The organism is Pedobacter sp. Bi27 (assembly GCF_918698255.1).
Classification (GTDB): Bacteria; Bacteroidota; Bacteroidia; order Sphingobacteriales; family Sphingobacteriaceae; genus Pedobacter.
The window spans coordinates 1,082,541-1,104,714 of sequence record NZ_CAKKMW010000002.1 but is presented as its reverse complement, the minus strand read 5'-3'; the positions used below and the strand labels follow the sequence as shown (position 1 = coordinate 1,104,714).

General features: G+C 39.9%; 23 protein-coding genes and 1 riboswitch. Of the genes, 19 read left to right on the top strand and 4 right to left on the bottom strand.

Translation table 11 applies throughout. The features are described from left to right. Positions 1 to 325 precede the first annotated feature (325 nt). Positions 326 to 414: riboswitch (TPP riboswitch) on the top strand. Between the two features lie 64 nt (positions 415 to 478). The 7 genes from thiS (at position 479) to moeB (ending at position 6,883) form a co-directional block, all read left to right on the top strand. Beyond that, positions 479 to 682 carry a sulfur carrier protein ThiS gene (gene thiS, locus LQ227_RS10120; RefSeq protein WP_230143180.1) on the top strand — a complete coding sequence of 68 codons (204 nt, stop codon included), beginning with the start codon at positions 479 to 481 and terminating at the stop codon, positions 680 to 682. 135 nt (positions 683 to 817) lie between these two features. Further along, the gene (gene thiC / locus LQ227_RS10115; protein WP_230149234.1) at positions 818 to 2,701 is read left to right on the top strand and encodes a phosphomethylpyrimidine synthase ThiC; all 1,884 of its coding nucleotides are present in this window, start codon (positions 818 to 820) and stop codon (positions 2,699 to 2,701) included. A 6-nt stretch (positions 2,702 to 2,707) separates the two neighbouring features. Beyond that, positions 2,708 to 3,313, top strand: a complete 606-nt coding sequence (locus tag LQ227_RS10110) for a thiamine phosphate synthase (protein WP_230143176.1) — start codon at positions 2,708 to 2,710, stop codon at positions 3,311 to 3,313. A gap of 10 nt (positions 3,314 to 3,323) precedes the next feature. Beyond that, positions 3,324 to 3,959 carry a thiamine phosphate synthase gene (locus LQ227_RS10105; RefSeq protein ID WP_230143174.1) on the top strand — a complete coding sequence of 212 codons (636 nt, stop codon included), beginning with the start codon at positions 3,324 to 3,326 and terminating at the stop codon, positions 3,957 to 3,959. An 11-nt stretch (positions 3,960 to 3,970) separates the two neighbouring features. Beyond that, positions 3,971 to 4,741, top strand: coding sequence for a thiazole synthase (locus LQ227_RS10100; protein ID WP_230143172.1), 771 nt, complete (start codon positions 3,971 to 3,973; stop codon positions 4,739 to 4,741). Next, on the top strand, positions 4,728 to 5,852 hold the full coding sequence (gene thiH / locus LQ227_RS10095; RefSeq protein ID WP_230143170.1) for a 2-iminoacetate synthase ThiH: 1,125 nt from the start codon (positions 4,728 to 4,730) through the stop codon (positions 5,850 to 5,852). Before LQ227_RS10100 ends, thiH begins: the two co-directional genes overlap by 14 nt. Beyond that, the gene (moeB, locus tag LQ227_RS10090) at positions 5,846 to 6,883 is read left to right on the top strand and encodes a HesA/MoeB/ThiF family protein (protein ID WP_230149233.1); all 1,038 of its coding nucleotides are present in this window, start codon (positions 5,846 to 5,848) and stop codon (positions 6,881 to 6,883) included. The genes thiH and moeB overlap by 7 nt, the downstream gene beginning before the upstream one ends. A 317-nt stretch (positions 6,884 to 7,200) precedes the next feature. Here moeB and LQ227_RS10085 read toward each other — a convergent pair whose 3' ends face one another. Continuing rightward, complete coding sequence (locus tag LQ227_RS10085) at positions 7,201 to 8,223, bottom strand: hypothetical protein (protein WP_230149232.1); 1,023 nt, start codon at positions 8,221 to 8,223, stop codon at positions 7,201 to 7,203. Next, positions 8,220 to 8,576 (bottom strand): hypothetical protein, encoded by a 357-nt coding sequence (locus tag LQ227_RS10080; protein ID WP_230149231.1) that lies wholly within the window; start codon positions 8,574 to 8,576, stop codon positions 8,220 to 8,222. Before LQ227_RS10080 ends, LQ227_RS10085 begins: the two co-directional genes overlap by 4 nt. Before the next feature lie 614 nt (positions 8,577 to 9,190). Between LQ227_RS10080 and LQ227_RS10075 the strand changes: the two genes are divergently transcribed. Further along, positions 9,191 to 9,742, top strand: coding sequence for a hypothetical protein (locus LQ227_RS10075; protein ID WP_230149230.1), 552 nt, complete (start codon positions 9,191 to 9,193; stop codon positions 9,740 to 9,742). Between the two features lie 91 nt (positions 9,743 to 9,833). On the opposite strand, the gene LQ227_RS10070 is transcribed toward LQ227_RS10075, so the two are convergent. Beyond that, positions 9,834 to 10,859, bottom strand: a complete 1,026-nt coding sequence (locus tag LQ227_RS10070) for a hypothetical protein (protein WP_230149228.1) — start codon at positions 10,857 to 10,859, stop codon at positions 9,834 to 9,836. A gap of 365 nt (positions 10,860 to 11,224) precedes the next feature. Between LQ227_RS10070 and LQ227_RS10065 the strand changes: the two genes are divergently transcribed. The 11 genes from LQ227_RS10065 (at position 11,225) to LQ227_RS10015 (ending at position 20,251) form a co-directional block, all read left to right on the top strand. Continuing rightward, the gene (locus LQ227_RS10065; RefSeq protein WP_230143157.1) at positions 11,225 to 11,434 is read left to right on the top strand and encodes a hypothetical protein; all 210 of its coding nucleotides are present in this window, start codon (positions 11,225 to 11,227) and stop codon (positions 11,432 to 11,434) included. Positions 11,435 to 11,558: 124 nt separating this feature from the next. After that, entirely contained in the window at positions 11,559 to 13,226 is a 1,668-nt protein-coding gene (locus LQ227_RS10060; protein ID WP_230149226.1) for an ATP-binding protein, read from the top strand. A 10-nt stretch (positions 13,227 to 13,236) separates the two neighbouring features. Then, positions 13,237 to 13,902, top strand: coding sequence for a response regulator (locus LQ227_RS10055; protein ID WP_230149224.1), 666 nt, complete (start codon positions 13,237 to 13,239; stop codon positions 13,900 to 13,902). A gap of 224 nt (positions 13,903 to 14,126) precedes the next feature. Further along, positions 14,127 to 14,459: a YegP family protein gene (locus tag LQ227_RS10050; protein ID WP_230143151.1), complete on the top strand. Its 333-nt coding sequence runs from the start codon at positions 14,127 to 14,129 to the stop codon at positions 14,457 to 14,459. A gap of 11 nt (positions 14,460 to 14,470) precedes the next feature. Continuing rightward, on the top strand, positions 14,471 to 15,535 hold the full coding sequence (locus tag LQ227_RS10045; protein WP_230149222.1) for a type I restriction endonuclease: 1,065 nt from the start codon (positions 14,471 to 14,473) through the stop codon (positions 15,533 to 15,535). A gap of 169 nt (positions 15,536 to 15,704) precedes the next feature. Beyond that, positions 15,705 to 16,043, top strand: a complete 339-nt coding sequence (locus LQ227_RS10040; protein WP_230149220.1) for a hypothetical protein — start codon at positions 15,705 to 15,707, stop codon at positions 16,041 to 16,043. Positions 16,044 to 16,204: 161 nt separating this feature from the next. After that, positions 16,205 to 16,843, top strand: a complete 639-nt coding sequence (locus LQ227_RS10035) for a PH domain-containing protein (RefSeq protein ID WP_230149218.1) — start codon at positions 16,205 to 16,207, stop codon at positions 16,841 to 16,843. Next, positions 16,843 to 17,214 carry a DUF6804 family protein gene (locus LQ227_RS10030; protein ID WP_230149216.1) on the top strand — a complete coding sequence of 124 codons (372 nt, stop codon included), beginning with the start codon at positions 16,843 to 16,845 and terminating at the stop codon, positions 17,212 to 17,214. Before LQ227_RS10035 ends, LQ227_RS10030 begins: the two co-directional genes overlap by 1 nt. Before the next feature lie 54 nt (positions 17,215 to 17,268). After that, complete coding sequence (locus tag LQ227_RS10025; protein ID WP_230149214.1) at positions 17,269 to 18,597, top strand: hypothetical protein; 1,329 nt, start codon at positions 17,269 to 17,271, stop codon at positions 18,595 to 18,597. A gap of 10 nt (positions 18,598 to 18,607) precedes the next feature. Further along, positions 18,608 to 19,456 (top strand): hypothetical protein, encoded by an 849-nt coding sequence (locus LQ227_RS10020; protein WP_230149211.1) that lies wholly within the window; start codon positions 18,608 to 18,610, stop codon positions 19,454 to 19,456. Positions 19,457 to 19,723: 267 nt separating this feature from the next. After that, positions 19,724 to 20,251: a thermonuclease family protein gene (locus LQ227_RS10015; RefSeq protein WP_230143139.1), complete on the top strand. Its 528-nt coding sequence runs from the start codon at positions 19,724 to 19,726 to the stop codon at positions 20,249 to 20,251. A 1,038-nt stretch (positions 20,252 to 21,289) separates the two neighbouring features. On the opposite strand, the gene LQ227_RS10010 is transcribed toward LQ227_RS10015, so the two are convergent. Beyond that, the gene (locus tag LQ227_RS10010; protein ID WP_230143138.1) at positions 21,290 to 21,901 is read right to left on the bottom strand and encodes a GIN domain-containing protein; all 612 of its coding nucleotides are present in this window, start codon (positions 21,899 to 21,901) and stop codon (positions 21,290 to 21,292) included. Positions 21,902 to 22,174: the final 273 nt, after the last annotated feature.

The window sequence follows — 22,174 nt, the reverse complement described above, 5'->3', positions numbered from 1 at the left end:
TGTGATCAGGAAACGGTATTTGTTCAGGTAATTACGCTTTAAGGTAAGATCATTCGTGTTTATTCGCATAAATCAATCATTAGCTAATACAAAGCTAATTCTGTTACCGAATTACTAAACCCTTACAGCAATGACGACCCTTCTTAACAGATCTTTCAATGGTAGTGTAAGGAAGGATCTTTATTGAACAGATTTTGGTTCTGTGTTGCATCGGTTAAAGGTTCTTCACTGCGTTCAGAATGACATCAATACCACTAGCGATAAAGTATAGATTTTATCTATATCATTTTCTATTTGCATTAGAAATTTAATCACATATATTTACAAAAAACTTTAGGGGTGCCTACGTGCTGAGAAATACCCTTTGAACCTGATGCAGTTAGTACTGCCGAAGGGAAAAGTGAAAGCAATCTTACATTGCTGTCTTTTCGATCTCCATTTTGGGGCAATCTCTATAGTTTTTCCAATTTTTTAAAATATGGAAGTAACTATAAACAATCAAAACTATCTGCTCAACGAAGCCTGTTCCATCGAACAGATGCTTGCTGTTGTCATTTCAACCGAAACAAACGGCCTTGCCATTGCCGTAAACCAAACCATTATTCCCAAAGCAGACTGGGCAACCCATGTATTAAATCCGGCCGATCAGGTTATACTCATAAAAGCCACGCAGGGAGGGTAAAAATGAATGAATTTTGAATGATTGAATGTAAAGTATAGCCCATTCACTCCTGCTGCCATTCAGTCATTCTCTCATTATGTCATTCAATAACTCAATCCCCCTCTCATCAATCACTCAATAATTGATTCTACTCATATGAAACAAGAAAAAACACCGAACCAAGAGGTCATCAGCCGCAGTCCTTTTCCGGCCTCACGCAAAATCTTTGTACCTGGAAAAATCCACAATATCCAGGTGGCCATGCGCGAAATCAGTTTATCGGAAACCAAAATCCATAACGGATTTGGCTTAACCGAGCCTAATCCGCCTGTTATGGTTTACGATACCAGCGGACCCTATACCGATCCTAACGCTGTTATTGATGTAAAAAAAGGCTTGCCACGCCTAAGGGAACAATGGATTAAAGACAGGCTTGATGTGGTAGAACTTCCTGAACCATCTTCTGCTTACGGGCAACAGCGCCTGGCCGATGAGAAGCTTGATGCCTTACGCTTTAACTTCACCAACAAACCTTATAAAGCACAGGCCGGTGCCAATGTATCTCAAATGCATTATGCAAAAAAAGGCATCATTACGGCCGAGATGGAATATATTGCCATTAGGGAAAACCAACAGATCGAGCTGTTAAATGCGCAATTGGGCGATCAGCACGATGTAATGAACCACCAGCACCAGGGCAATAGCTTTGGCGCAAATACACCAAAAGGCTACATCACACCCGAATTTGTAAGGGCAGAGGTGGCAGCTGGCAGGGCGGTAATTCCCTGCAATATCAATCACCCCGAACTCGAGCCCATGATTATTGGCCGAAACTTTCTGGTAAAAATTAACGCCAATATCGGTAACTCGGCCGTAACCTCTACCATCGAAGAGGAAGTAGAAAAAGCCGTTTGGGCCTGCCGTTGGGGAGCCGATACCATTATGGATTTATCAACAGGGAAAAATATCCACGAAACCCGCGAATGGATTATCCGCAATTCGCCTGTGCCCATTGGTACCGTTCCTATTTATCAGGCTTTAGAAAAAGTAAACGGAAAAGCCGAAGACCTCACCTGGGAAATTTTCCGCGATACTTTAATTGAGCAGGCCGAACAGGGCGTAGATTATTTTACCATCCATGCCGGTGTACTGCTCCGTTATGTGCCTTTAACCGCTAAAAGGATTACAGGCATAGTTTCGCGTGGCGGATCCATTATGGCCAAATGGTGCCTGGCCCATCACAAAGAAAACTTTCTGTACACCCATTTTGAGGAGATCTGCGAAATTATGAAAGCATATGATGTGGCCTTTTCGTTAGGCGATGGTTTGAGGCCTGGCTGTATTGCTGATGCAAATGATGCCGCACAGTTTTCGGAGCTCGAAACGCTTGGCGAACTCACTAAAATAGCCTGGAAACATGATATACAAACGATTATAGAAGGCCCTGGGCATGTACCCATGCACCTGATTAAAGCCAATATGGAAAAACAGCTCGACCATTGCGGTGAAGCGCCATTTTACACTTTAGGCCCGTTAACGATCGATATTGCGCCAGGTTACGACCACATTACCTCAGCCATTGGCGCTGCCATGATCGGCTGGTTTGGCACAGCGATGCTCTGTTATGTAACCCCGAAAGAACACCTGGGCCTGCCAAACAAAAAAGATGTTAAAGACGGTGTAATTACCTATAAAATTGCCGCCCATGCCGCCGATTTGGCCAAAGGCCATCCAGGTGCGCAATACCGTGACAATGCTTTAAGCAAGGCCAGGTTCGAATTTAGATGGGAAGATCAGTTTAACCTCTCACTCGATCCAGATACCGCAAAAGAATTTCATGATGAAACCCTACCTGCAGAGGGCGCCAAAATTGCACATTTCTGTTCCATGTGCGGCCCGAATTTCTGCTCGATGAAAATTACGCAGGATGTGAGGGAATATGCCGCAAAACAAGGTGTGGAAGCAGAGGCAGCTTTAGCACAGGGCATGCTGGAAAAATCGAAAGAGTTTACCCAAAAAGGAAGCGAAATTTATTCTTAAACCGCTATGGAACTGATTGTAATTGCCAAGCCAACCTGTTTTAAGGAAGAATGCCATCTTGTAAATCAGCTTTTCGAAGCCGGTTTACAGGTATTTCATTTGCGCAAGGAAAATGCCGATGAGGCCGGTTACCGTAAAATTGTTGAAGGGATTTTACCGGAATACCATCCCCGCATTGCTTTACACCATTTCCATACATTGGCCAACGATTATAACATTCATAGAATCCACCATACTGAAAGCTTTAGAAAAAGTATTACGCCCAATACCCTGCCACCGCAAAAGCATATATGGAGCACATCTATTCATCAGTTATCAGATATAGATCGCATTAGGCCATACCATTACAGTTTTTATGGCCCGGTATTCAACAGCCTTTCCAAACCAGGTTACATGGGGATTATTCCTGCTGGTTTTCATTTAAACAAACCTAACAGCAATACAAAATTAATCGCTTTGGGTGGCATTGGCCTCAACCAGATCGATCAGGTAAAACAAATGAATTTCGATGGTATTGCACTGTTGGGCTGTATCTGGAACGATCCCGCTCAAGCTTTAATCAATTTTAAAAAAGCACAGCAACATTGCCTTGCTTACCATCAACCGTTTTAAAAACATCAATATGATTCACCCATTACAATATATTTCGCAAGCACCCCGAACAGGCACCCATATCGATGCCATTGAGCAGGTGCTCCAGGCTGGCGGAAAATGGATCCAGCTGCGCATTAAAAACCAGGCCGAAGCCGAAATCCTGCCTTTTGCAAAAGCTGCACAGGCTTTATGCGAAAAGTATGGCGCCAGGCTTATCGTAAACGATTTTCCGCACCTGGCAAAAGCCGTAAATAGTTATGGCGTACACTTGGGCCTGCAGGATATGCCCATTTCCGAAGCCAGGAAAATTATCGGCAAACACCAGATCGCCGGAGGCACAGCAAATACCTTCGAACACATTTTGCAAAGGGTGGCAGAGGGTGCCGATTACATTGGCCTTGGCCCCTTTAGGTTTACCCAGACCAAAGAAAACCTGAGCCCGATTGTCGGCTTAGCGGGCTACCACAAACTAATGGAAAAAGTGCGAAAAGCTGGCATTAATACCCCCATTATCGCCATAGGTGGCATTGAAGCAGCTGATATTCCAGCTATCCTCGAAACCGGAATTTACGGAATTGCCATCTCGGCAGCGCTCACCAACCAAACACAAACGGCTGCAGTTATTGAAGAAATCAACAGCAAGTTCAGTATTCATTCGATTTAAAAATTACAGATATGTTAACCATAGCAGATCAAACCTTTAGCTCTCGCCTCTTTACCGGCACCGGAAAATTCAGCTCTGCCAAAGAGATGGAAAGTGCCTTAATTGCCTCGGCCTCCGAACTGGTTACCGTAGCACTCAAACGTGTAGATTTAAAAGGTAAGGACGACGATATCCTTCATCACCTTAAATATCCGCACATCAATTTATTGCCCAATACTTCTGGTGTGCGCAATGCAAAAGAAGCTGTTTTTGCCGCTCAGCTGGCACGCGAAGCCTTGGAAACCAACTGGATCAAACTGGAAATCCACCCAGATCCGAAATACCTCATGCCCGATCCGATCGAAACCTTAAAAGCCACTGAAGAACTGGTTAAACTCGGTTTTGTGGTTTTGCCATATATCCATGCCGACCCGGTTTTATGTAAACGTTTGGAAGATGTGGGCACGGCAGCAGTAATGCCGCTAGGTGCTCCAATTGGCAGTAACAAGGGATTAAGAACGATCGATTTTTTAGAGATTATCATCAGCCAGAGCAGGGTTCCCGTAATTATTGATGCCGGCATAGGTGCACCATCTGATGCAGCCAAAGCCATGGAAATTGGTGCCGATGCCGTTCTGGTAAACACAGCCATTGCCATAGCCAAAGATCCAACTAATATGGCTATTGCCTTTAAAATGGCTGTAGAAGCCGGCCGAATGGCTTTCGAGTCTAAACTAGGTGCCCAAACACACTATGCTGCAGCAAGCAGTCCACTAACCGCATTTTTAGATGAAGAGTTTTAACGAGGTATTCGAATCCCACAATTGGGACGATACCAAGGCCAGTATTTACGATAAAACAGCTGCAGATGTAGAACGGGCATTGCGCAATACACAGCGCGATCTGGAAGATTTTAAAGCGCTTATTTCTCCCGCAGCGCTGCCTTATCTCGAAGACATGGCGCAGATTAGCCAGCGATTAACTTTAGACCGTTTCGGTCGGGTAATCCAGATGTACATCCCGCTTTACCTCTCCAACGAATGCAATAATATCTGTACCTATTGTGGTTTCAGTTATGACAATAAAGTAAGACGGAGAACGCTCAACCCAATGGAAATTATGCAAGAAGTTGCGGTAATTAAAGGAATGGGTTACGACCATGTTTTACTCGTTACCGGCGAAGCCAACCAAAGTGTGCACACGGATTACTTTAAAAAAGTGTTAGACCTCATCAGTCCACATTTTGCCCATATATCCATGGAGGTGCAGCCTTTGGATGTAGCCGACTACGAAACCCTTATTCCGCACGGGCTAAATACGGTATTGGTTTATCAGGAAACCTACCATCAGGATGACTACCGAAAGCACCATCCAAAAGGCAAAAAATCGAACTTTCTTTACCGCTTAGAAACGCCTGACCGTTTGGGGCAGGCCGGGATCCATAAAATGGGACTTGGCGTATTAATCGGCTTGGAAGACTGGCGTACAGATTCATTTTTTACGGCCCTGCACCTCTCTTACCTCGAAAAACAATATTGGCAAAGTAAATTCAGCATTTCTTTCCCCAGGTTACGCCCCTTTAGCGGCGGTCTAGAACCCAAAGTAGTGATGAACGATAAAGAATTGGTGCAACTGATCTGTGCTTACCGCTTATTCAACAGTGAAGTAGAGCTGTCTATTTCTACCCGTGAAACGGTAGCTTTCAGAAACCAGGTAATTAAGTTGGGTATTACCGCCATTAGTGCGGGCTCTAAAACCAATCCCGGTGGTTACGAAGTGGAACCTCAATCGCTTGAACAGTTCGAAATATCTGATGAACGTTCGGCACAGGAAATTGCGGCCATGATCAGAAAACAGGGCTATGAGCCCATTTGGAAAGATTGGGATATGAGTTTGATCCAAAAATCATGTTAGTAAAAGAAGAACTAAACCGCTACAACCGGCAGATGATCGTGCCCGAACTGGGCCCCGCCGGACAGGAAAAGCTAAAAGCCGCCAAAGTATTGGTTATCGGCGCAGGTGGTTTGGGTTGCCCGGTATTGCAGTATTTGGCCGCAGCTGGTATAGGAACAATCGGCATTGTAGATGATGATGTGGTAGAATTGAGCAACCTGCACCGGCAAATTTTGTATAACCATACCGATATTGGGCAACCTAAAGCAAAAATTGCCGCTGCAAAACTCCAATTGCTTAATCCGCATGTGGGCTTCAGTACCTATCACGAACGTTTTAGGGCTAATAATGCGGTGAATATTTGCAAGGATTATGATCTGGTAGTCGATTGCTCGGATAATTTTACCACCCGCTACCTGGTGAACGATACCTGTGTGGCTTTAGGCAAAACACTTATTTTCGGTTCTATTTTACAGTTCGAAGGTCAGGTTGCGGTATTTAACCACCAGGGTAGCGCAAACTATAGAGACCTCTATCCAGCACCACCAACTGAAAATAATAACTGTGTAGAAGGAGGGGTAATTGGCATTTTACCTGGCCTAATAGGCTTGTACATGGCCAATGAAGCCCTAAAATTAATCTGCGGCATTGGCGAAACACTTTCGGGCAAACTGATGACCGTTAATGCATTGAACAATGCCGTATTGGTATTTAAAATTGCCTCAAAAAAACCAACCGATACCCCAAAACCAGCACCTGCCAAAACCGATAAAGCCATATCAGAAATCGATAGCACAACATTAGATCGCTGGCTGGAAACCAATGCTGATGAAGTTTTTTTAATTGATGTACGCGAAAGCTACGAACACGAAGACGGCAATATTGGAGGCATCAACCTTCCACTGTACGAACTCAGGGAGTCGCTTGCAGTTATCCCAAAAAACAAAAAAGTGGTGTGTTATTGCCAAACCGGGCAAAGAAGCAAAATGGCAGTGCAGTTGTTGAATGGAGTTTATGAAGGAAAAGTATATAGTTTGAAGGAGGGGATGTAGTCCAGTTGTTCCTCAGTCATTGGGTCATTTGGCTTCAGATTTCGGCCTAAAAATTCCATCCATCATCATTTTCCATATTTTTAACCACAGAGGGCACAAAGAAAAGACACAGAGGCCGCAGAGCTGAGAGTAAAGTTTTTTAATATATAAGTCTCTTCTATTACACTACCATTGCCAGGTTCCAATAGAAAAGTCGTCATCTCCGAAGCAACGCGGAGCGGAGAGATCTTTAAACTAGAACTAATTTTTAACCGCAGAGGGAAAAGAGAAGGCACAAAGGAGACAGAACTGGCGCATAGCTCTTTTAAGGCATTTCACTAAAAATCGATAGAGAAACCTCCGCCAAGAACAAAACCTTTATCGAAATTTGGTGGAAGCTCACCTGCAGTATACTTGATCGCAACCCTGGTTTTGGTGCCCGGACCTAAATTAATTTTAAGCAGCTTTTCTATCCTGATCATGTAAAAGTAATTCCAGTCTTTACCTGCGTTTTTCAACAATAAATTACGGTCGAGGTCGTAATACGAATCGAATAAAAAAGCGATCCGCTCATTTCCAGAAAGTATACCCGTTTCCCATTCAGCTTTAAGGTTTAACCTGTTCATAAATTTCGAATCTTCAAGCAAAGGAGCAAGGCTGGTTTTATTCGCGCCGGTTACATAATCATAACCAACAGATAAATCCAACTGCCTGGGGTTGTTGTTTTTTGCCGCCCTTAACAAACCAAACGGAAAATCGAGGATCGAACTCAGGTAAGAAGTAGAAACAGAAAGCTGCGGGCCAAATGCAAAATCGTAATTCCTGAAATCCTGCGTGGTTTCATGTTTCGCATGCAGGTTAAACGATAGCCACAAGGGCGAAGCTACCTGTGCAGCCTGATCACGTATCTGTTGAACAAGAGGGTCTTTTCCGGGAGGTAGCTCCGGGTCATCATCTGCCAGCGCATCTATAGTGCTACGCGGCCCAAGGTCTTTGCCTTTTACATGGAACAGGGGTTGCCCCTCCAATTTAATTTCCGAAATCAGGCTGCTGTTTTTGTTTTTATCCTCAGCAACGGTTACAAAACCCCTACTGCCTAATGATAGGTTAAGTTTATTGATTTTAGCCGGATCCTTGCCCAATAGTTTTTTATCCAGTTGAAACTGATAATCGATCCCGAATGATCCTTTTTCCGGATCGATAAATTTAAGGTCAACCTTTAGCCCGTATTTATCGAACACTTTAAACGAAGCCGACGCTTCCACCATACTTTTTTTTGCCGTGGTATCGGCACCAGTTGTTTGGGCAGCTGCCAGGCTTCCAAAACCCAGGCAAGAGATCAATAATAGCGCCCTTTTCATTTTCCTATCGCTTTAGTGCCAGTCTTATCACTGGGAAAAACGGCCTTATCAGCCCAGGTGTTTATCATCGCTTCGTTGGTCTGTGTATCCTTATCCAGGTCGACCAGGATATCTTCAAGCGCCAGCGAAACATTATAATGCGTTAAAATCTGGTTAAAATTATAGGCAAACCTGATTTTTGACCTTTTAATGGCATCAGGATCTATCCCCCAATTCATATCCTTTACCTTGGCCGCTAAAAATTCATCCCAGGCATCAAATGGATTTACATCATCAAGCGGATTGTCTGATACACCGAAATAAGTGCGCTTAATAAAACGCCTTTTCTTTTCCGTTAATGCTGATTCTTTCATAATGGGTCTTTTGGTTTTAACTCAATAACAAGAATATTGATGTAAGCTAAAGCAGGTCATAAAATAAAACTAAATCTACATATTAAGTATTTCATTATCAATACCATGTTGGTTATATTATGGTTGGTTTATTCGGTCAATTGTAGACCAAACCGAGTATCCCATTCTATATTATTTGGCCATATAGCTTCAGCATTTTTTAATCAGCGCTAACCGCTCCCCGCCAAACGCCCGACTGTTTTCATAATCCATCTTACATTTTCCATATTTTTAACCACAAAGCGCACAGAGAGAAGGCGCAAAGGCCGCAAAGTTGGGGGTGTAAAGTTTTCACCATAAGACATTGAAGAACATGTAAGGCTATTGTGCTTATATGAACCTTTTATGTCTTATGTGGTTCAAATTAAACGATTTTCACTTCCCTCCCAATTCAGTACAAGTTCGCTCAAAGATTCCGTGCCTTCCATGTTTCCGTGGCAAAAAAAGCCCACTGATTTCGTTAATTCATGATGATGCGTTGAGCGACTCCGGACTCACGACTTTGGACTAAAAAACTCGGCTCAATCTTTGCTCCTCCCCAAAACAAATTTGACAAGGAAACCCTATATTAGATCATGAACAAATTACCAGCGCTATCGTCAAAACCATTCGTATCCCTTTTAATCCTGCTTAGCCTTTTGCTCTCGGCCTGTTCTGAAACACCAGCACATTTTTTCGACATTACGATCTTAAACACCAACATGATCAACGATTTTGCCAGCGCCGATCTGGCCCGCCACATCAACGATGAAACCAAAGAATATCCCGATATCCCATCCAATAAAAAGAAAGGCAATGAAGCCGCCACCAACCTCAACAACAAAATATTATACCTCGAGCAATCGCTCGAAAAGGTAAAAAAACTCTCCACCTCTGGCGATGAAGAAAAAGAAATTAAAGCCCTTTCGCAGCAATTGTACGAACTGGTCATCCCCGTTTATAAAAACGAATACCTGGCTTACGCCAAACTGTGCGACAGCAAAGGCAGCCAAAGTGCCAAAGATGAAATCATTAACAGCATCGACCAGAAATATGGCGCTCGCTTTGAGCAAAACTTTAATGCCTTAATGGAAAAAGGTAAAGCTTACGCCCAAAAAAATAACATTCAGGTAAACTGGGGCCAATAAAATAAGTAATGGGTTAATCCAGGTGCGATGCATTTGGGTTAAAACATTGCTTAGTCGCTAAATGCATCTAATAGTCCAATAATAGATTAAGCTATTGTTGGGCGAATTGGGCTTCGGAAAAATTTGCAGCATTACCAGTCTCCCCTTCATCCACGGGCTGTTTAACTTCTTTCTTTAACGTGCTTGCTCCATAACCACAAAGTCCTACAAAAAACGCTGCACATATAAACCATACTAATCGGGTAAGCATATACCTGTAATTAGAAGTATGGTACTTTAATATATCAGGCGAAAGTTTTTTTAATGTTCTAAGCGTATCTGGTGGATACGAGCCGGCCGCAGTAAAATATTCGTGGTTGTCTTTATAGCCCTTATACCACACTTTACCTAAGGAATAAGTAGTCATGGTATCAGGCAGATTAATTTTTCTTTGCTGTTTCAGTATTTTAAGATTTAATGGGATGATCGTAACACCAGCTTTTTGTTCACCATCTTTAACGGGCTCGTAATGATCGCCATCCCAATACATAAAGGTTTCACCTGCTTTAGGCATCCTAACACTTGTAGCCATGCGCTCCCAGGCCAGAAAAGAGATGCTGCCGATAGAGAGCAAAAGAATACATGTAATCACAATATAGGTGTGGGGGATTAGTCTTGTTCCAGATCGACCAATCTTAGGGCCTGTCGTTTTACCTCCACCAGTTTTTCTAGTTATTTTCTTTTTCCTCGTTGCATCCTCAAAGACACGTTTTTTTTCCTCATCACTAAGTTCTCTCCATTCTTCATTAGCAGGAAAATCTATTAACCATGCAAAAAGCTTAACGAGTTTATCGTCTCTAATCGTTTTTACTTTTTCTGTTAAAAAACTTATTAAAGGCCTAAACTTATCCAAGTCAAATTTTTCAATGCTTCTCATTTGATCCTCATATTCATTTGTAGGATCAAACACTGATCGGACAAAATCTTTATCCTTTTGAGTATTTTTTAGTCTAAATATCCTAATACATTCTTTCTTTAATTTTTCCCGCCCAAGAGATTCCAAATTCTCAGCAAGAAGATGATTTTCTTTCTTGATCTGAAAGAATTTTAATAGGTCTTTTTTATACTCCTCAAACATTTCTATAAAAATTTAGCGTAAAAATAGGGTGGAATTTCCGGAATTTTTACGGTTAACCGGAATTCTAACGGAATGACAGGAACGAACGGAATCTTTTGATAACTAGCGATTTGAAGCCCCCATATTTGTATCGTTGATCAGCACAGGCGGCGATTCATTATCAAAGCTAATTTAAAAAACTGATTAATAAAAGAGTAGAAATCGCGGTTGTGAATAGCCGGTTTGGGAAGCAGTTATTGGCTTCCGCGACAGACACTCATCACTTCCCAAAAATTTCAGAAGGCCTTCTGATACAAACCGTAGAAAGGCCCGCGAATGGTTCGCGGGTACTCTGCCTAGTATTCGATTTCTAAATTTTTGACAAAATGTTCATTCCTTTATTTATTGCGATCCTATTGGGATTGGCAACGCCTGCAAATACAAATAACAATTGTAACCCTAACAGCGGTACAACCGTAAATACTGCCGATACTGATCCGACCAATCCTGGTACCCCAGGCGACGGCACAGGAGAAACTGGTGGAGATACGGGTGGCGAAAATGGCCACTTGCCACCACCCAAAATAGGTGATTAGTACAGTTGATAAAAAGGCGGCAGCAATGCCGTCTTTTTTCTTTTAACACCGCCATCTTGATTGTTTATCTCAAATTCAGAATAATCATGATTATTTTCATAATTTAGGGTAAAAAACAAAAACCTTGAAATATTACTATTTTACGCTCTTCTCAATATTGTTTTTTCTCTCTTGTTCGGAACAGAAAGCAACAAAAGAAAAAAAAACAATCAATCCAGATTATGATAAGGCATTCGAATTTAGGGAAAAGAAAGTACCTGATAGTTCCTTTATATATTTTAACAAGGCTAAAGACGTTTTCTTAAAACAAAAAGATAGTTTAGGTGTCGCAAAGTGCCTGGTAAATATGGCCATAACCTCTATTGACAAAGGAGATTATTTTGGCGGTCAGGAAATTTCGACCGAAGCATTAACTTATTTCAATAAGGACAAAAAAGAGCAGTTTGTATATTTAGAATCTACCTTTCACGAGCTTGGCGTAGCGTCTTCCAACTTAAAAAACTATTCGCAAGCCATTATATTCTATAACCAATCAATAACTTATGCACAAGATAGCATATCAGTACTCGTAACTAAGAATAGCATTGCAAATGCCTATGGTAAAATTGGTGCCTATCAAAAAGCATTGGCACTCTTTAGCAGCATTTTAAAAAAGAAGATGAGCGATGAAAATTTCGCAAGAACATTATCCAATTATGCCTTTAACAAATGGAAGCAAAATCCTCACTATAATGCCAAACCCGAACTTTTAGCAGCATTACATATTCGCCTAAGAGATCATGATCTTTGGGGACAGAACGCCAGTTTCGCGCATTTAGCCGACTACCACACCCTAAGCCAACCAGATACAGCCTTATTTTATGCACACAAAATGTATGAAGGTGCTAAAAAACTAAAAAGCCCTGATGATCAATTGCAAGCGTTACTAAAAATTATAAAATTAAGCCCAGTAAAAGAAACAAAACAATATTTCAATATTTATAAAAACCTAGACGACAGCTTGCAAACGGCCCGCAACGCCGCCAAAAATCAATTTGCCCTCATCCGTTACGAAACGGAAAAAAGCAAGGCCGATTTTCTGAAGGCTAAAGCAGAGAATATCCAAAAACAAAAAGATATACTCCTAAGAAATATAGGGATTGGCACTTTGGCACTCTGTTTAATACTGGGTTATTTCTTATACCAAAGAAGGCAGAAAAACCTAAGGCAGGAAAAAGAAATAGAAGTTAAAAAAACAGAGCTCAAATATGTAAAAAAAATTCACGACCGTGTAGCCAATAGGGTATACCAGGTAATGTCGGAGGTAGAGAACACAGCCGAAATAGATAAGAATGATCTTGCCGACAAACTTGATGTAATCTATAAAATATCGAGAGATCTTTCTTACGATAGCAAAGACATTAACAACGAAGAAAGCTTTTCGATTGAGCTGTCGAAAATGTTATACGCTTATGCCTCGGCGGAAACTAACATAACCCTTGAAGGTGGCGGCGAAAAACTTTGGGAAGCTATTAATGATGATACTAAAGCCGAAGTGTTTTGCATTTTGCAGGAACTGATGACCAATATGAAAAAACATAGTGGGGCAGATACCGTTACCATAAATTTTAAGCGTGAAAATGATTGTATAACTATTTTATATGTAGATAATGGAAAAGGAATGGAGGTTTTAACACCTAAAAATGGATTAAGAAATACGGAAACCCGTATAGAAAGTATTTCGGGCCATATTACTTTTGAGACCAAGCCTGATGAAGGGCTTCGTGTTGAATTTTCATTTCCAACCTTATAAAAATATAAATATGTTCAAAAACGTACTCATCGCCGAAGATCATGAAATTGTTAGCAAATCGCTCCGTAGCGCCCTTACAGATCTTGGCATTACCATAGCAGATAAAGATTATGTGTTTTATTGTGATGATGCATTTACACGCGTACAAAAAGCACAGCGCGATGGCGATCCTTATGAACTGATCATTACCGACCTTTCTTTTGATGAAGACTATCCGAAACAAAAAATAGCAGGAGGCAGAGAACTGATCAAAGCTTTAAAAGAAATACAGCCAGATTTAAAAGTACTGGTATTTTCGATAGAAAACAGGGCACTAATTGCGAATACACTGTTTAAAGAATTAAATATCGATGCTTATGTACCTAAAGCCCGCCATGATGCAAAAGATCTTAAACTGGCTTTAGAAAGCATTTATAAAAACAAGAAATACCATTCACCCAACCTGAGGCAAAAAGAAGAATACCTGCACGATTTTACGCCCTATGATAAAACAATCGTTTCGCTCATTTTAGATGGAAAAACCCAAAAAGAAATGTCGGGCATTTTGAAACAAAAAAATATGGAACCGTCTGGCTTGAGCAGCATCGAAAAACGGATAAATTATATTAAAACCGCGCTCAATATTTCAAATAATGGTCAGCTAATTGCTTATTGCATCGCAAATAAGGTGATTTAGCTTAGGTTAGTCTTCAGTCCATAGTCGGGAGTCGATTGATCTCCGCACCGCTAAGCACCCAGCTCTGCAACCTTTGTGCCTTCTCTCTGTGCGCTTTGTGGTTAAAAACGGGCGATTGTATAGAGTGATTAACCTTGAACCAATTGACTAATGAACCAACCTACGGTTTCCCGTAAGGATGCACCATATTCCTCCCATACTTTTGAACAGCTTAAAAAACAACTATGGGGAAATTTATCATTACCAAAAGAACAAACGGCGAATACCAGTTTAATCTCGAAGCAGCAAACGGCAGGGTTATCCTCACCAGCGAGGGCTACGCCACAAAAGCTGGCTGCAACAAAGGTATCGAATCGGTAAAAACCAATGCGCCAACAGATGCCAGGTACGACAGAAAAATTGCCAAAAACGGAGCCTACTATTTCAATTTAAAAGCTGCCAATGGCGAAATTATCGGTACCAGCCAAATGTATACCACTGCTGATGCCAGAGATAGCGGCATCGAATCGGTCAAAGAAAATGCGCCTGATGCATCAGTAAAAGATGAAACCATTTAATGCGATAAGTTATGGATCTTAAACTAAAGTTAGAACAACTTCATCAGCGCGTGGTGGGCTTAAAAGAGCAGATCAATACCGAAGAGGCTACGAAAAATGCATTTGTAATGCCTTTTATTCAAATCCTCGGTTACGATATTTTTAACCCTACAGAAGTTATACCCGAACACATTTGCGATATCGGCACCAAAAAAGGCGAAAAGGTAGATTATGTGATCCGTAAAAACAACGAACCCATCCTCATTTTCGAATGTAAACACTGGAAGGAAAGTGCCGATGCGCATAATTCTCAATTGCACCGCTATTACCATGTTTCTAAAGCGCGGTTTGGGGTATTAACCAACGGTACAGTTTACAATTTTTACGCCGATTTGGAAAAGCCGAACATTATGGATGAAAAACCATTTTTAACCATCGATATCGAAGACCTGAAAGATAATGCCATTAAAATCCTCGAAAGTTTCACCAAAAACGAATATAATTTAGAAACGATCCTCGATTCGGCCGAAGGGTTAAAATACATTAAAGCCATCAGAAAGGAATTTGAAAAAGAAATAGACAGCCCTTCCGATGAAATGGTGAAGCTCTTAGTAAACCGTTTTTTCGACAAACCCTTAACGGCAAACCGGATGATTGCCTTTAAAGATTATACCAAAAAAGCCCTTACCATTTCGATCAATGAATCTATCAGCGACCGCTTAAAATCGGCATTGAATATTAACGAGAAAATTGAGAAAAAGGAGGAAGGCAAAGTGATTCCTGTTAATGATGATCCCGATGCTTCTAAAATCGTAACTACTGAAGAAGAATTAGAAGCTTTCCAGATTGTAAAAGCCATCTTGCGCGAGAAGATTCCATCTGCCAGGATCGCTGCGCGTGATACCCAATCTTACTTTGGCGTATTGCTGGACGACAATAACCGTAAACCAATTTGCAGATTCCATTTTAATACCATTAACAAGTACATCGAAACTTTCGAGAAAGGAAAAGATGCTGGCGAGAAAAAGCAGCTGTTTAACCTCGATGAGCTTTACGATTACAGAAACCAGTTGCATCAAACTATAGAAAACTACTAATTATCCGCTCATCTCTCAAAAAATGTAGAGGTTGTTTTCGAATCAGGCAGGGCAACCTCTCATTTTTGCATTAACTATATTCACTCATTCCATCACCCTTTCTATTAAGTTATCATTCCCTTACTGTTAGCCGTAAGGAATATATTTTTTGCCGAAATACCTTAGTGGCATGAAACATCTAGTTACACTGCTATTATTAACAGTCATAATAGGCAATGCCCATGCACAAAAAAAGAAAGTGATCACCTATCAGTTAATGGAACCCGGTTTCAACAACAAAACAATTAAGGGCACCATAAGCGAAGTGTACACCACAAAACGTTATGGCAAAACTTTCTGGTGGGTACGTATAGGCACCGACACCCTAATCCACGTATGGCGCAGGCACCTCGATACAGCAACCATGAAACCAGGTGTAAACCGCGCTTTTTTTTCCATTAAACGCCTCGATAATAGCTGGTGGAAGAAAGAAAAATCAGAGGATTATGTGAAGCCAAAAACCAACTGATGAAGGAAGATCTGCCAACTTACACCACATTAAATCATATTCACAAATAACTTATAATGAGTTAATTAAACTAAAATCACATTAAGAAAATCATTATTCAAATAGTTGTTTACTTTACGGTTTCCCGTAAAAAAAGCAGTAAGTACCTTCATACTTTTGATATGAAAACTAAATACAACACTAGACAAAAAATTATGATAAATGATTTAAAAAAGTTCTTAAATGAAGAGCAAGATCCTAAAGCCGTAGAAAAGATTTTAGAACGAATTAATAGCCTGCTTACTTCTAACGAACAGGTAGAATATATTGCAGTACAAAAGAAACCTGCAATAAACTTCTCACCAGATTGTATTGCCTTAACGAATAGGCGAATAATATTTTGTAAACCAAAGAACTTTGGTTTGTCGATGGATTTTCAGGATTACAGCTGGAAAGATGTTGCAGATTGCCACATTAAAGAGGGGATATTAGGCGCAACATTTACAATGAAGACTGTAAGAAACTTCAATAACATGATGGATTATCTTCCAAAAAATCAAGCCAGAAAACTTTATCAATATGCTCAGGAGAAAGAGGAAGAAATGCGTGAGTATAGAAGACAAAAGGAACTGGAAGATAAAAGAGCTGCAGCAGGTGGCGGTATTGTTGTAAATAATACTCCTCTTCCATCAAGTGAAAATATTACCCAACAAGAAGATCCTTTTGCCGTTTTGCAAAAACTAAAGGCTTTATTAGAAAATGGGATTCTTTCCCAGGAAGAATTTGATAACAAGAAAAATGAAATTCTAGCGCGTGTATAATGAAAGTTATAAAGTATATACTCATTGCGTGTTCGATCTGCTGTTTCGCAGCCATATTTAAATTGCCCATCGAATATTACACCTTTCTGAGAACAATAGTTTCGCTGGGCGCATTACTGTTGATTTACATCTGGGTAAAACAAAAACACATCCCGTGGGCAATCATTTTTATAATTGTACTTATCCTTTTTAATCCGCTTTTCCCCATTTATCTGCACCGAAAAAGCATCTGGATCCCGCTCGATATAATTACCGGCTTACTCTTTTTATTGATCGCCTTTTATAACAAAAAACAACCAGCAAAAAAAGAAGAAAAACCCGCAGAAGTTTTACCTGTTCAAAAAACATACGCCAGAGACCGGATTATTTAGGCGAAGCGAGAAATATAATCATGAATTAATAAATCAAACTCAAAATTTAACGTTATGATTGCCCAAATAGAAGAATTTTTTAACCCAAAAACAGCTGAAGCACCTCAAGATGAAAATGTGGAGATCAAAGAACCCCTTACGGCAGAAGCAGAGGAAGTAAGAAAAAGAACTTATCACGAAGCAGGTTTTAGAGATGGATCGCGAAACAGCGGCAGCCCTTTGGCGCTTTCGATATGCCTGAATGCTATTTATGCGAAATTTCAAAATGAAGAAAAAGAGCTGGTAGAAAAACAGCAATTGGCTAAAGAGCCCTATATCAACGAGCAGAAAACAAAGGAAACGGAAATCAAAACCCTTTCTATCAGTGAAGAGAGCAAAAAACAGCAAATCAGCCTGGTTGAAACCAATATCAGAAAGGTAAAAGACAATATCGAAGAGTTAAAATTCGAAATTAACGAGCTGGCCAGGGATCCCGAAAAATACCACATCAGCGCTTCAAAAGGTGCCTCAACCAAATTCTGGATCGGTTTAATCATCCTGATGCCTTTAAGCTTATATCTGTTTACCTTTTATATTTCTACCTCTTATTCTGCCTTTTTTAAACCTTTTGATGCCAATAGTACTATCATCATGAATGTGCTAGATTCAAAGGCTTTTTCAAAGGCCTGGCAGGATGGATCGCTAGAAGGTGCTTTTGTAACCTTTATTCCTTTCGTTTTTTTAGGCTTAGGCTACTTAATCCATATGTTTGGCGAAGTTAAAAGTGTGGTAAACTATATTAAAATCGGTCTTCTTTTGCTTACCACCTTCGTGTTCGATGCTATTCTGGCCTATCAGATAGAAGAAAAGATTTACGAACTAACCAAAACCTTCGAAACTCCTGCATTTAATCTCCCTATTGCCTTTAGTAAAATCCAATTCTGGGGAATCATATTTGCGGGTTTTGTGGTCTACATCATCTGGGGCGTAGTATTCGATTTTATCATGAAAGAGCACCGTGAAAAAGACAAAATAAAACATGAACAGCTCCGTAGAAAAAAAGATATCCAGATCCATCAGGACCGGATAACGGATATCGAAATCCAAAAAGAAAAACTGATCGCAGAACTCAGCGATATCAAAAAACTTTCGCTTGAAGCACATGGTCGCGTCATTACCCTACAAAGAATCATCGATGCTGTAATTATTCCCACCAAAGAATACGTACTGTATGCCTCTGAGTACATGCAAGGCTGGATTACGTTTATTAACGAAAAACTTCGCATTTCACAGCACGAAAAATTTGAGCTTCAAAATGAATGCAGGGCCTGTTATGATGAAAACCTTAAAAATGTTGGCGCCAGTGAAGATTCTCAAAATTCAGTTTACCTGTCTACTTTATAAAACCAACACTATGAAACCGAAATTATTAACCTTTTTATTGATCCCTTTATTTGTTAGTGTTTTCATAAAAGAAAGTAATGCCCAAAACCTGAACATCAGCTTTTTACTCGATTTATCTGATCGGATCGACCCTAAAAGAAACCCTGGCCTTTATCAGCGCGACCTTCAATATATTAAATCCGTAGAAAAGGTTTTTGTAGATCATGTAATGAAAAAGAAGATGCTTCTTTTAAAAGACCAGATGCAAGTATTCTTTAATCCCATTCCTAAAATCACGGACATTGATCAGTTAAGTCAAAAATTAAAGGTTGATTTTAATCCTAAAACGAGCAAAAAGGAATTCCAGAATATAGACAGGGTTTATACCGATAATCCTGCCAAAATTTATCAGTATGCGATTAAAGATGGCAATTACGTTGGCTCCGACATCTGGAGATTCTTTAAAAACAATGTACAGCAGTACTGTATTAAACCGCAACACCGGAATATTCTGGTGATATTAACGGATGGTTACATGTACCATAAAGACAGTAAAATTGAGATAAAAGGTAAAAGCTCTTATATCACCCCAGAATTTCTAAGCTTAAAAAAGCTCAACACAGCAAATTACCAAAGTATAATGAAGAAAAACAACCTAGGCTTTATTTCTTTTCCCTATAACTTAAAAAACCTGGAAATCATTGTTTTAGGCATCAATCCTTCTGTTAAAAATCCTTACGAGGAAGATGTAATTAAGCAATATTGGACAGATTGGTTCAAGGCCATGAAGGTGAAGAAATTTGATCTACGAACAACCGATTTGGCTTCTAGCCTGGAGCCAGTAATCAATGATTTCATTCAAGGAAATCATAAACCATAATTATTTCTACATTATCATATTCTGTTTATACACAGATTGTTCATTCTTCATCTTTTTCATAACCCATCCCTCAATCATGAAAATGCTCTCCTTACTCCTCTTTTTCTTTATCAACATTACTTGTAAAGAAAATACAACCGTGTACATTTGCAACAGTGGTAACGCCAAAAAATATCATTATAGCACCAGTTGCCGTGGTTTAAGCAACTGCACATATAAAATTGTACAAAGCACAATAGATAAAGCAAAAAAAGACGGAAAAACATTATGCGGTTGGGAAAAGTAAGTTTGTTGGTTTTATTGTTAACGCTCCAGGCTTGTTTCATCCCGCCAAGCGAAAGCAAATCACTAATAAACTACAATCAGCTTGTTTTTACCGCCAAAGTAATCCGCATTATGGATGGCGATACCATGGAGGTATTATACCAAAACCAGCCTATTAAAATCCGCTTAGCGCATATTGATTGTCCTGAGAAACGCGGCTCGCAACCTTTTGGAAATTATGCTAAAAAAGCACTCTCCGATTTGTGTTTCGGGCAAATGGTGAGTGTACAAGGCCAGAAATACGACCGGTATAAAAGATTAATTGCTGTAGTAATTAACCGCAAAAAACAGGTGGTGAACCAGGAAATGATTAAACAGGGCATGGCCTGGCATTATAAAAAATACTCCAGCGATTTACTTTATTCACAACTGGAAATAACCGCCAGGAAAAATAAAGTAGGCTTGTGGCAAGAGAAAGATGCTGTAGCACCATGGGCATGGCGGGAAACGAAGCATAGTTTGGCGAGGTAGATAGTAGCGCGACATATCCAGTTGATCCGTACAAAACTTACCGGATGCGCCTAATATTGTTTTTTCAACATGCTTATGGCAGCTACAGACAATGTTAATGCAAAATACACAATGTAATCGTCTATAGGGCAGTTTACTATCGTGATTGTTGTGATAATTCCACATCTGCCTCCTGTTACACAATTCCGATATAGCGCAGGCGAAGCATTACTTAAAGTTGGGGTGTAACAAAAGCTAGAGAGTGCACCAGTTGTTGGGGTTGAAGAATAATTTTGAACAGTATAACCATTACAACTGGAAGTGCTTCCTAAAGAAGTTGTATAAATGCCGTCGGAAAGACGTGGATCTCCTGATGCTTCGTATATTACACAGCCGGTATAGGTTTGGGATTGAACTGTTAATGATAATAAAATCATTATGCTAAAAAATGATAGACTTATTTTGAACTTTAATCTGTTCATGGATTCTTGATACTTTCTACTTAATTCTTATAATAACAGTTGAAAGCATTAATATTAAGAACAACGCCGCTCATAAATTTGTTTACAATTACCAGATTTTTTTTGCGGATTCTAATAAGAATTTCGTGAAAGATTCAAAATATTACAGCTTCCCGTTAAGGAGAATCTTTTTCTCTCGGTTATCAACTTGGGTAGGATAGGTTCAACTCCTATGGCTAAATAACTAGTGCTATTTACATCCTACAACATATACTCAAACCCATTATTTCCTGCAATCGTAATTAAGTGCTCAAGGGTTGTTTTAAATTTAAGCTTATATTCAGCTGGTAATTCCTAAACACTTTCCAGGTCAGGAAAAATGCTCAAAGAAAAGCTACTGGAAGATTATATGAGCATTTTTCCTATCTAGTTGGGTGAAAACGGCTCTTCGCCCGAATGTTAAAATGCCGCCCGTAGGTTAGGCGGCATTTATTAAAGATAAGATGTTATTTATCCACAGCCAATTATTAATTTTAGTGTGGTTTTGACTCTGGATTTATGAGGAATACGCTCCCCCTTTACTATATTAACCTATTTGTTATTTCGCTAAATTCATTGCGTTTTGTTCCGCTTCCATGATCGCTTGAGAAGCATACGATGCAGATTTAAGACTGGCAAAGTTTGCTAATTTTACATTTTTCATGTTGCTTGCAATCATTTTGCTTTCACCAGCGGTACCATTTAATTTTAATACCGCATCATCTTTAACAATGGTGTATAAACTGCCTGTTGTAGTTTTAATTTTCGCTGTAGCACTTTGGCCCAAAAATAACTGAAGGTATTTTACATCGAAATTATTGCTGGTAAGCACAACCGATTGTCCGTAAGCTTCTATTCTTTCTAAATCTTTTACGGTAATATTTAACGTTACCTGGCTTGTTTCTAATGAATTGATAAATAAGGTTTTCCCATCAGTTGATACAGAGGTTTTTGTAGCATCGTAATTGCTGGTACCTTCTACATTTTGTTTATCACCTTGTGTTAAGATAAGCTTCACGTTACCACTTACCCAGATCCTGCTGAATTTTGATAATGAAGCAGTTTTGGTTTCTGCTTTAACAGGCTCAGCTGCAAAAGTTGCCATGGCTGATGAAGTAAATACTACTGCTGTTAATGCTGCTGCGAATATTGTTTTTGCTAAAGTTTTCATATCTTTTATATTTAGGTTTTTGCTATTGTTTTGTTATTAAGACGCAGCTGCCCATTAAACGTTTCAGGCAAAAACTTGGTATTATACCAGTGTTGGTAACCGCTAGACCAACGCCTGTAATTCCTAGACAAACGGTTATTGATCATCAACGGTTTGATGCAATAGTTTTCGGGAAAACCGTGTAAACTTAAAGCGCAGCTTTTGTAACGTGTGTAATGCCGAAAAGCGCCAGCCTGCCTTAATCCTCCAATTGTTAAAAAATGTTAAAGGAAT

Excerpts from the sequence above, each read along its gene's own strand:
- moeB (WP_230149233.1), top strand. The coding sequence starts at position 5,846 with ATGTTAGTAAAAGAAGAACTAAACCGCTACAACCGGCAGATGATCGTG.
- LQ227_RS10015 (WP_230143139.1), top strand. The coding sequence starts at position 19,724 with ATGCGGTTGGGAAAAGTAAGTTTGTTGGTTTTATTGTTAACGCTCCAG.
- LQ227_RS10040 (WP_230149220.1), top strand. The coding sequence starts at position 15,705 with ATGAAACATCTAGTTACACTGCTATTATTAACAGTCATAATAGGCAAT.
- LQ227_RS10100 (WP_230143172.1), top strand. The coding sequence starts at position 3,971 with ATGTTAACCATAGCAGATCAAACCTTTAGCTCTCGCCTCTTTACCGGC.
- LQ227_RS10065 (WP_230143157.1), top strand. The coding sequence starts at position 11,225 with ATGTTCATTCCTTTATTTATTGCGATCCTATTGGGATTGGCAACGCCT.
- LQ227_RS10105 (WP_230143174.1), top strand. The coding sequence starts at position 3,324 with ATGATTCACCCATTACAATATATTTCGCAAGCACCCCGAACAGGCACC.
- LQ227_RS10110 (WP_230143176.1), top strand. The coding sequence starts at position 2,708 with ATGGAACTGATTGTAATTGCCAAGCCAACCTGTTTTAAGGAAGAATGC.
- LQ227_RS10050 (WP_230143151.1), top strand. The coding sequence starts at position 14,127 with ATGGGGAAATTTATCATTACCAAAAGAACAAACGGCGAATACCAGTTT.
- LQ227_RS10035 (WP_230149218.1), top strand. The coding sequence starts at position 16,205 with ATGAAAACTAAATACAACACTAGACAAAAAATTATGATAAATGATTTA.
- thiH (WP_230143170.1), top strand. The coding sequence starts at position 4,728 with ATGAAGAGTTTTAACGAGGTATTCGAATCCCACAATTGGGACGATACC.
- LQ227_RS10025 (WP_230149214.1), top strand. The coding sequence starts at position 17,269 with ATGATTGCCCAAATAGAAGAATTTTTTAACCCAAAAACAGCTGAAGCA.
- LQ227_RS10020 (WP_230149211.1), top strand. The coding sequence starts at position 18,608 with ATGAAACCGAAATTATTAACCTTTTTATTGATCCCTTTATTTGTTAGT.
- LQ227_RS10085 (WP_230149232.1), bottom strand. The coding sequence starts at position 8,223 with ATGAAAAGGGCGCTATTATTGATCTCTTGCCTGGGTTTTGGAAGCCTG.
- thiS (WP_230143180.1), top strand. The coding sequence starts at position 479 with ATGGAAGTAACTATAAACAATCAAAACTATCTGCTCAACGAAGCCTGT.
- LQ227_RS10080 (WP_230149231.1), bottom strand. The coding sequence starts at position 8,576 with ATGAAAGAATCAGCATTAACGGAAAAGAAAAGGCGTTTTATTAAGCGC.
- LQ227_RS10045 (WP_230149222.1), top strand. The coding sequence starts at position 14,471 with ATGGATCTTAAACTAAAGTTAGAACAACTTCATCAGCGCGTGGTGGGC.
- LQ227_RS10010 (WP_230143138.1), bottom strand. The coding sequence starts at position 21,901 with ATGAAAACTTTAGCAAAAACAATATTCGCAGCAGCATTAACAGCAGTA.
- LQ227_RS10070 (WP_230149228.1), bottom strand. The coding sequence starts at position 10,859 with ATGTTTGAGGAGTATAAAAAAGACCTATTAAAATTCTTTCAGATCAAG.
- thiC (WP_230149234.1), top strand. The coding sequence starts at position 818 with ATGAAACAAGAAAAAACACCGAACCAAGAGGTCATCAGCCGCAGTCCT.
- LQ227_RS10030 (WP_230149216.1), top strand. The coding sequence starts at position 16,843 with ATGAAAGTTATAAAGTATATACTCATTGCGTGTTCGATCTGCTGTTTC.
- LQ227_RS10055 (WP_230149224.1), top strand. The coding sequence starts at position 13,237 with ATGTTCAAAAACGTACTCATCGCCGAAGATCATGAAATTGTTAGCAAA.
- LQ227_RS10075 (WP_230149230.1), top strand. The coding sequence starts at position 9,191 with ATGAACAAATTACCAGCGCTATCGTCAAAACCATTCGTATCCCTTTTA.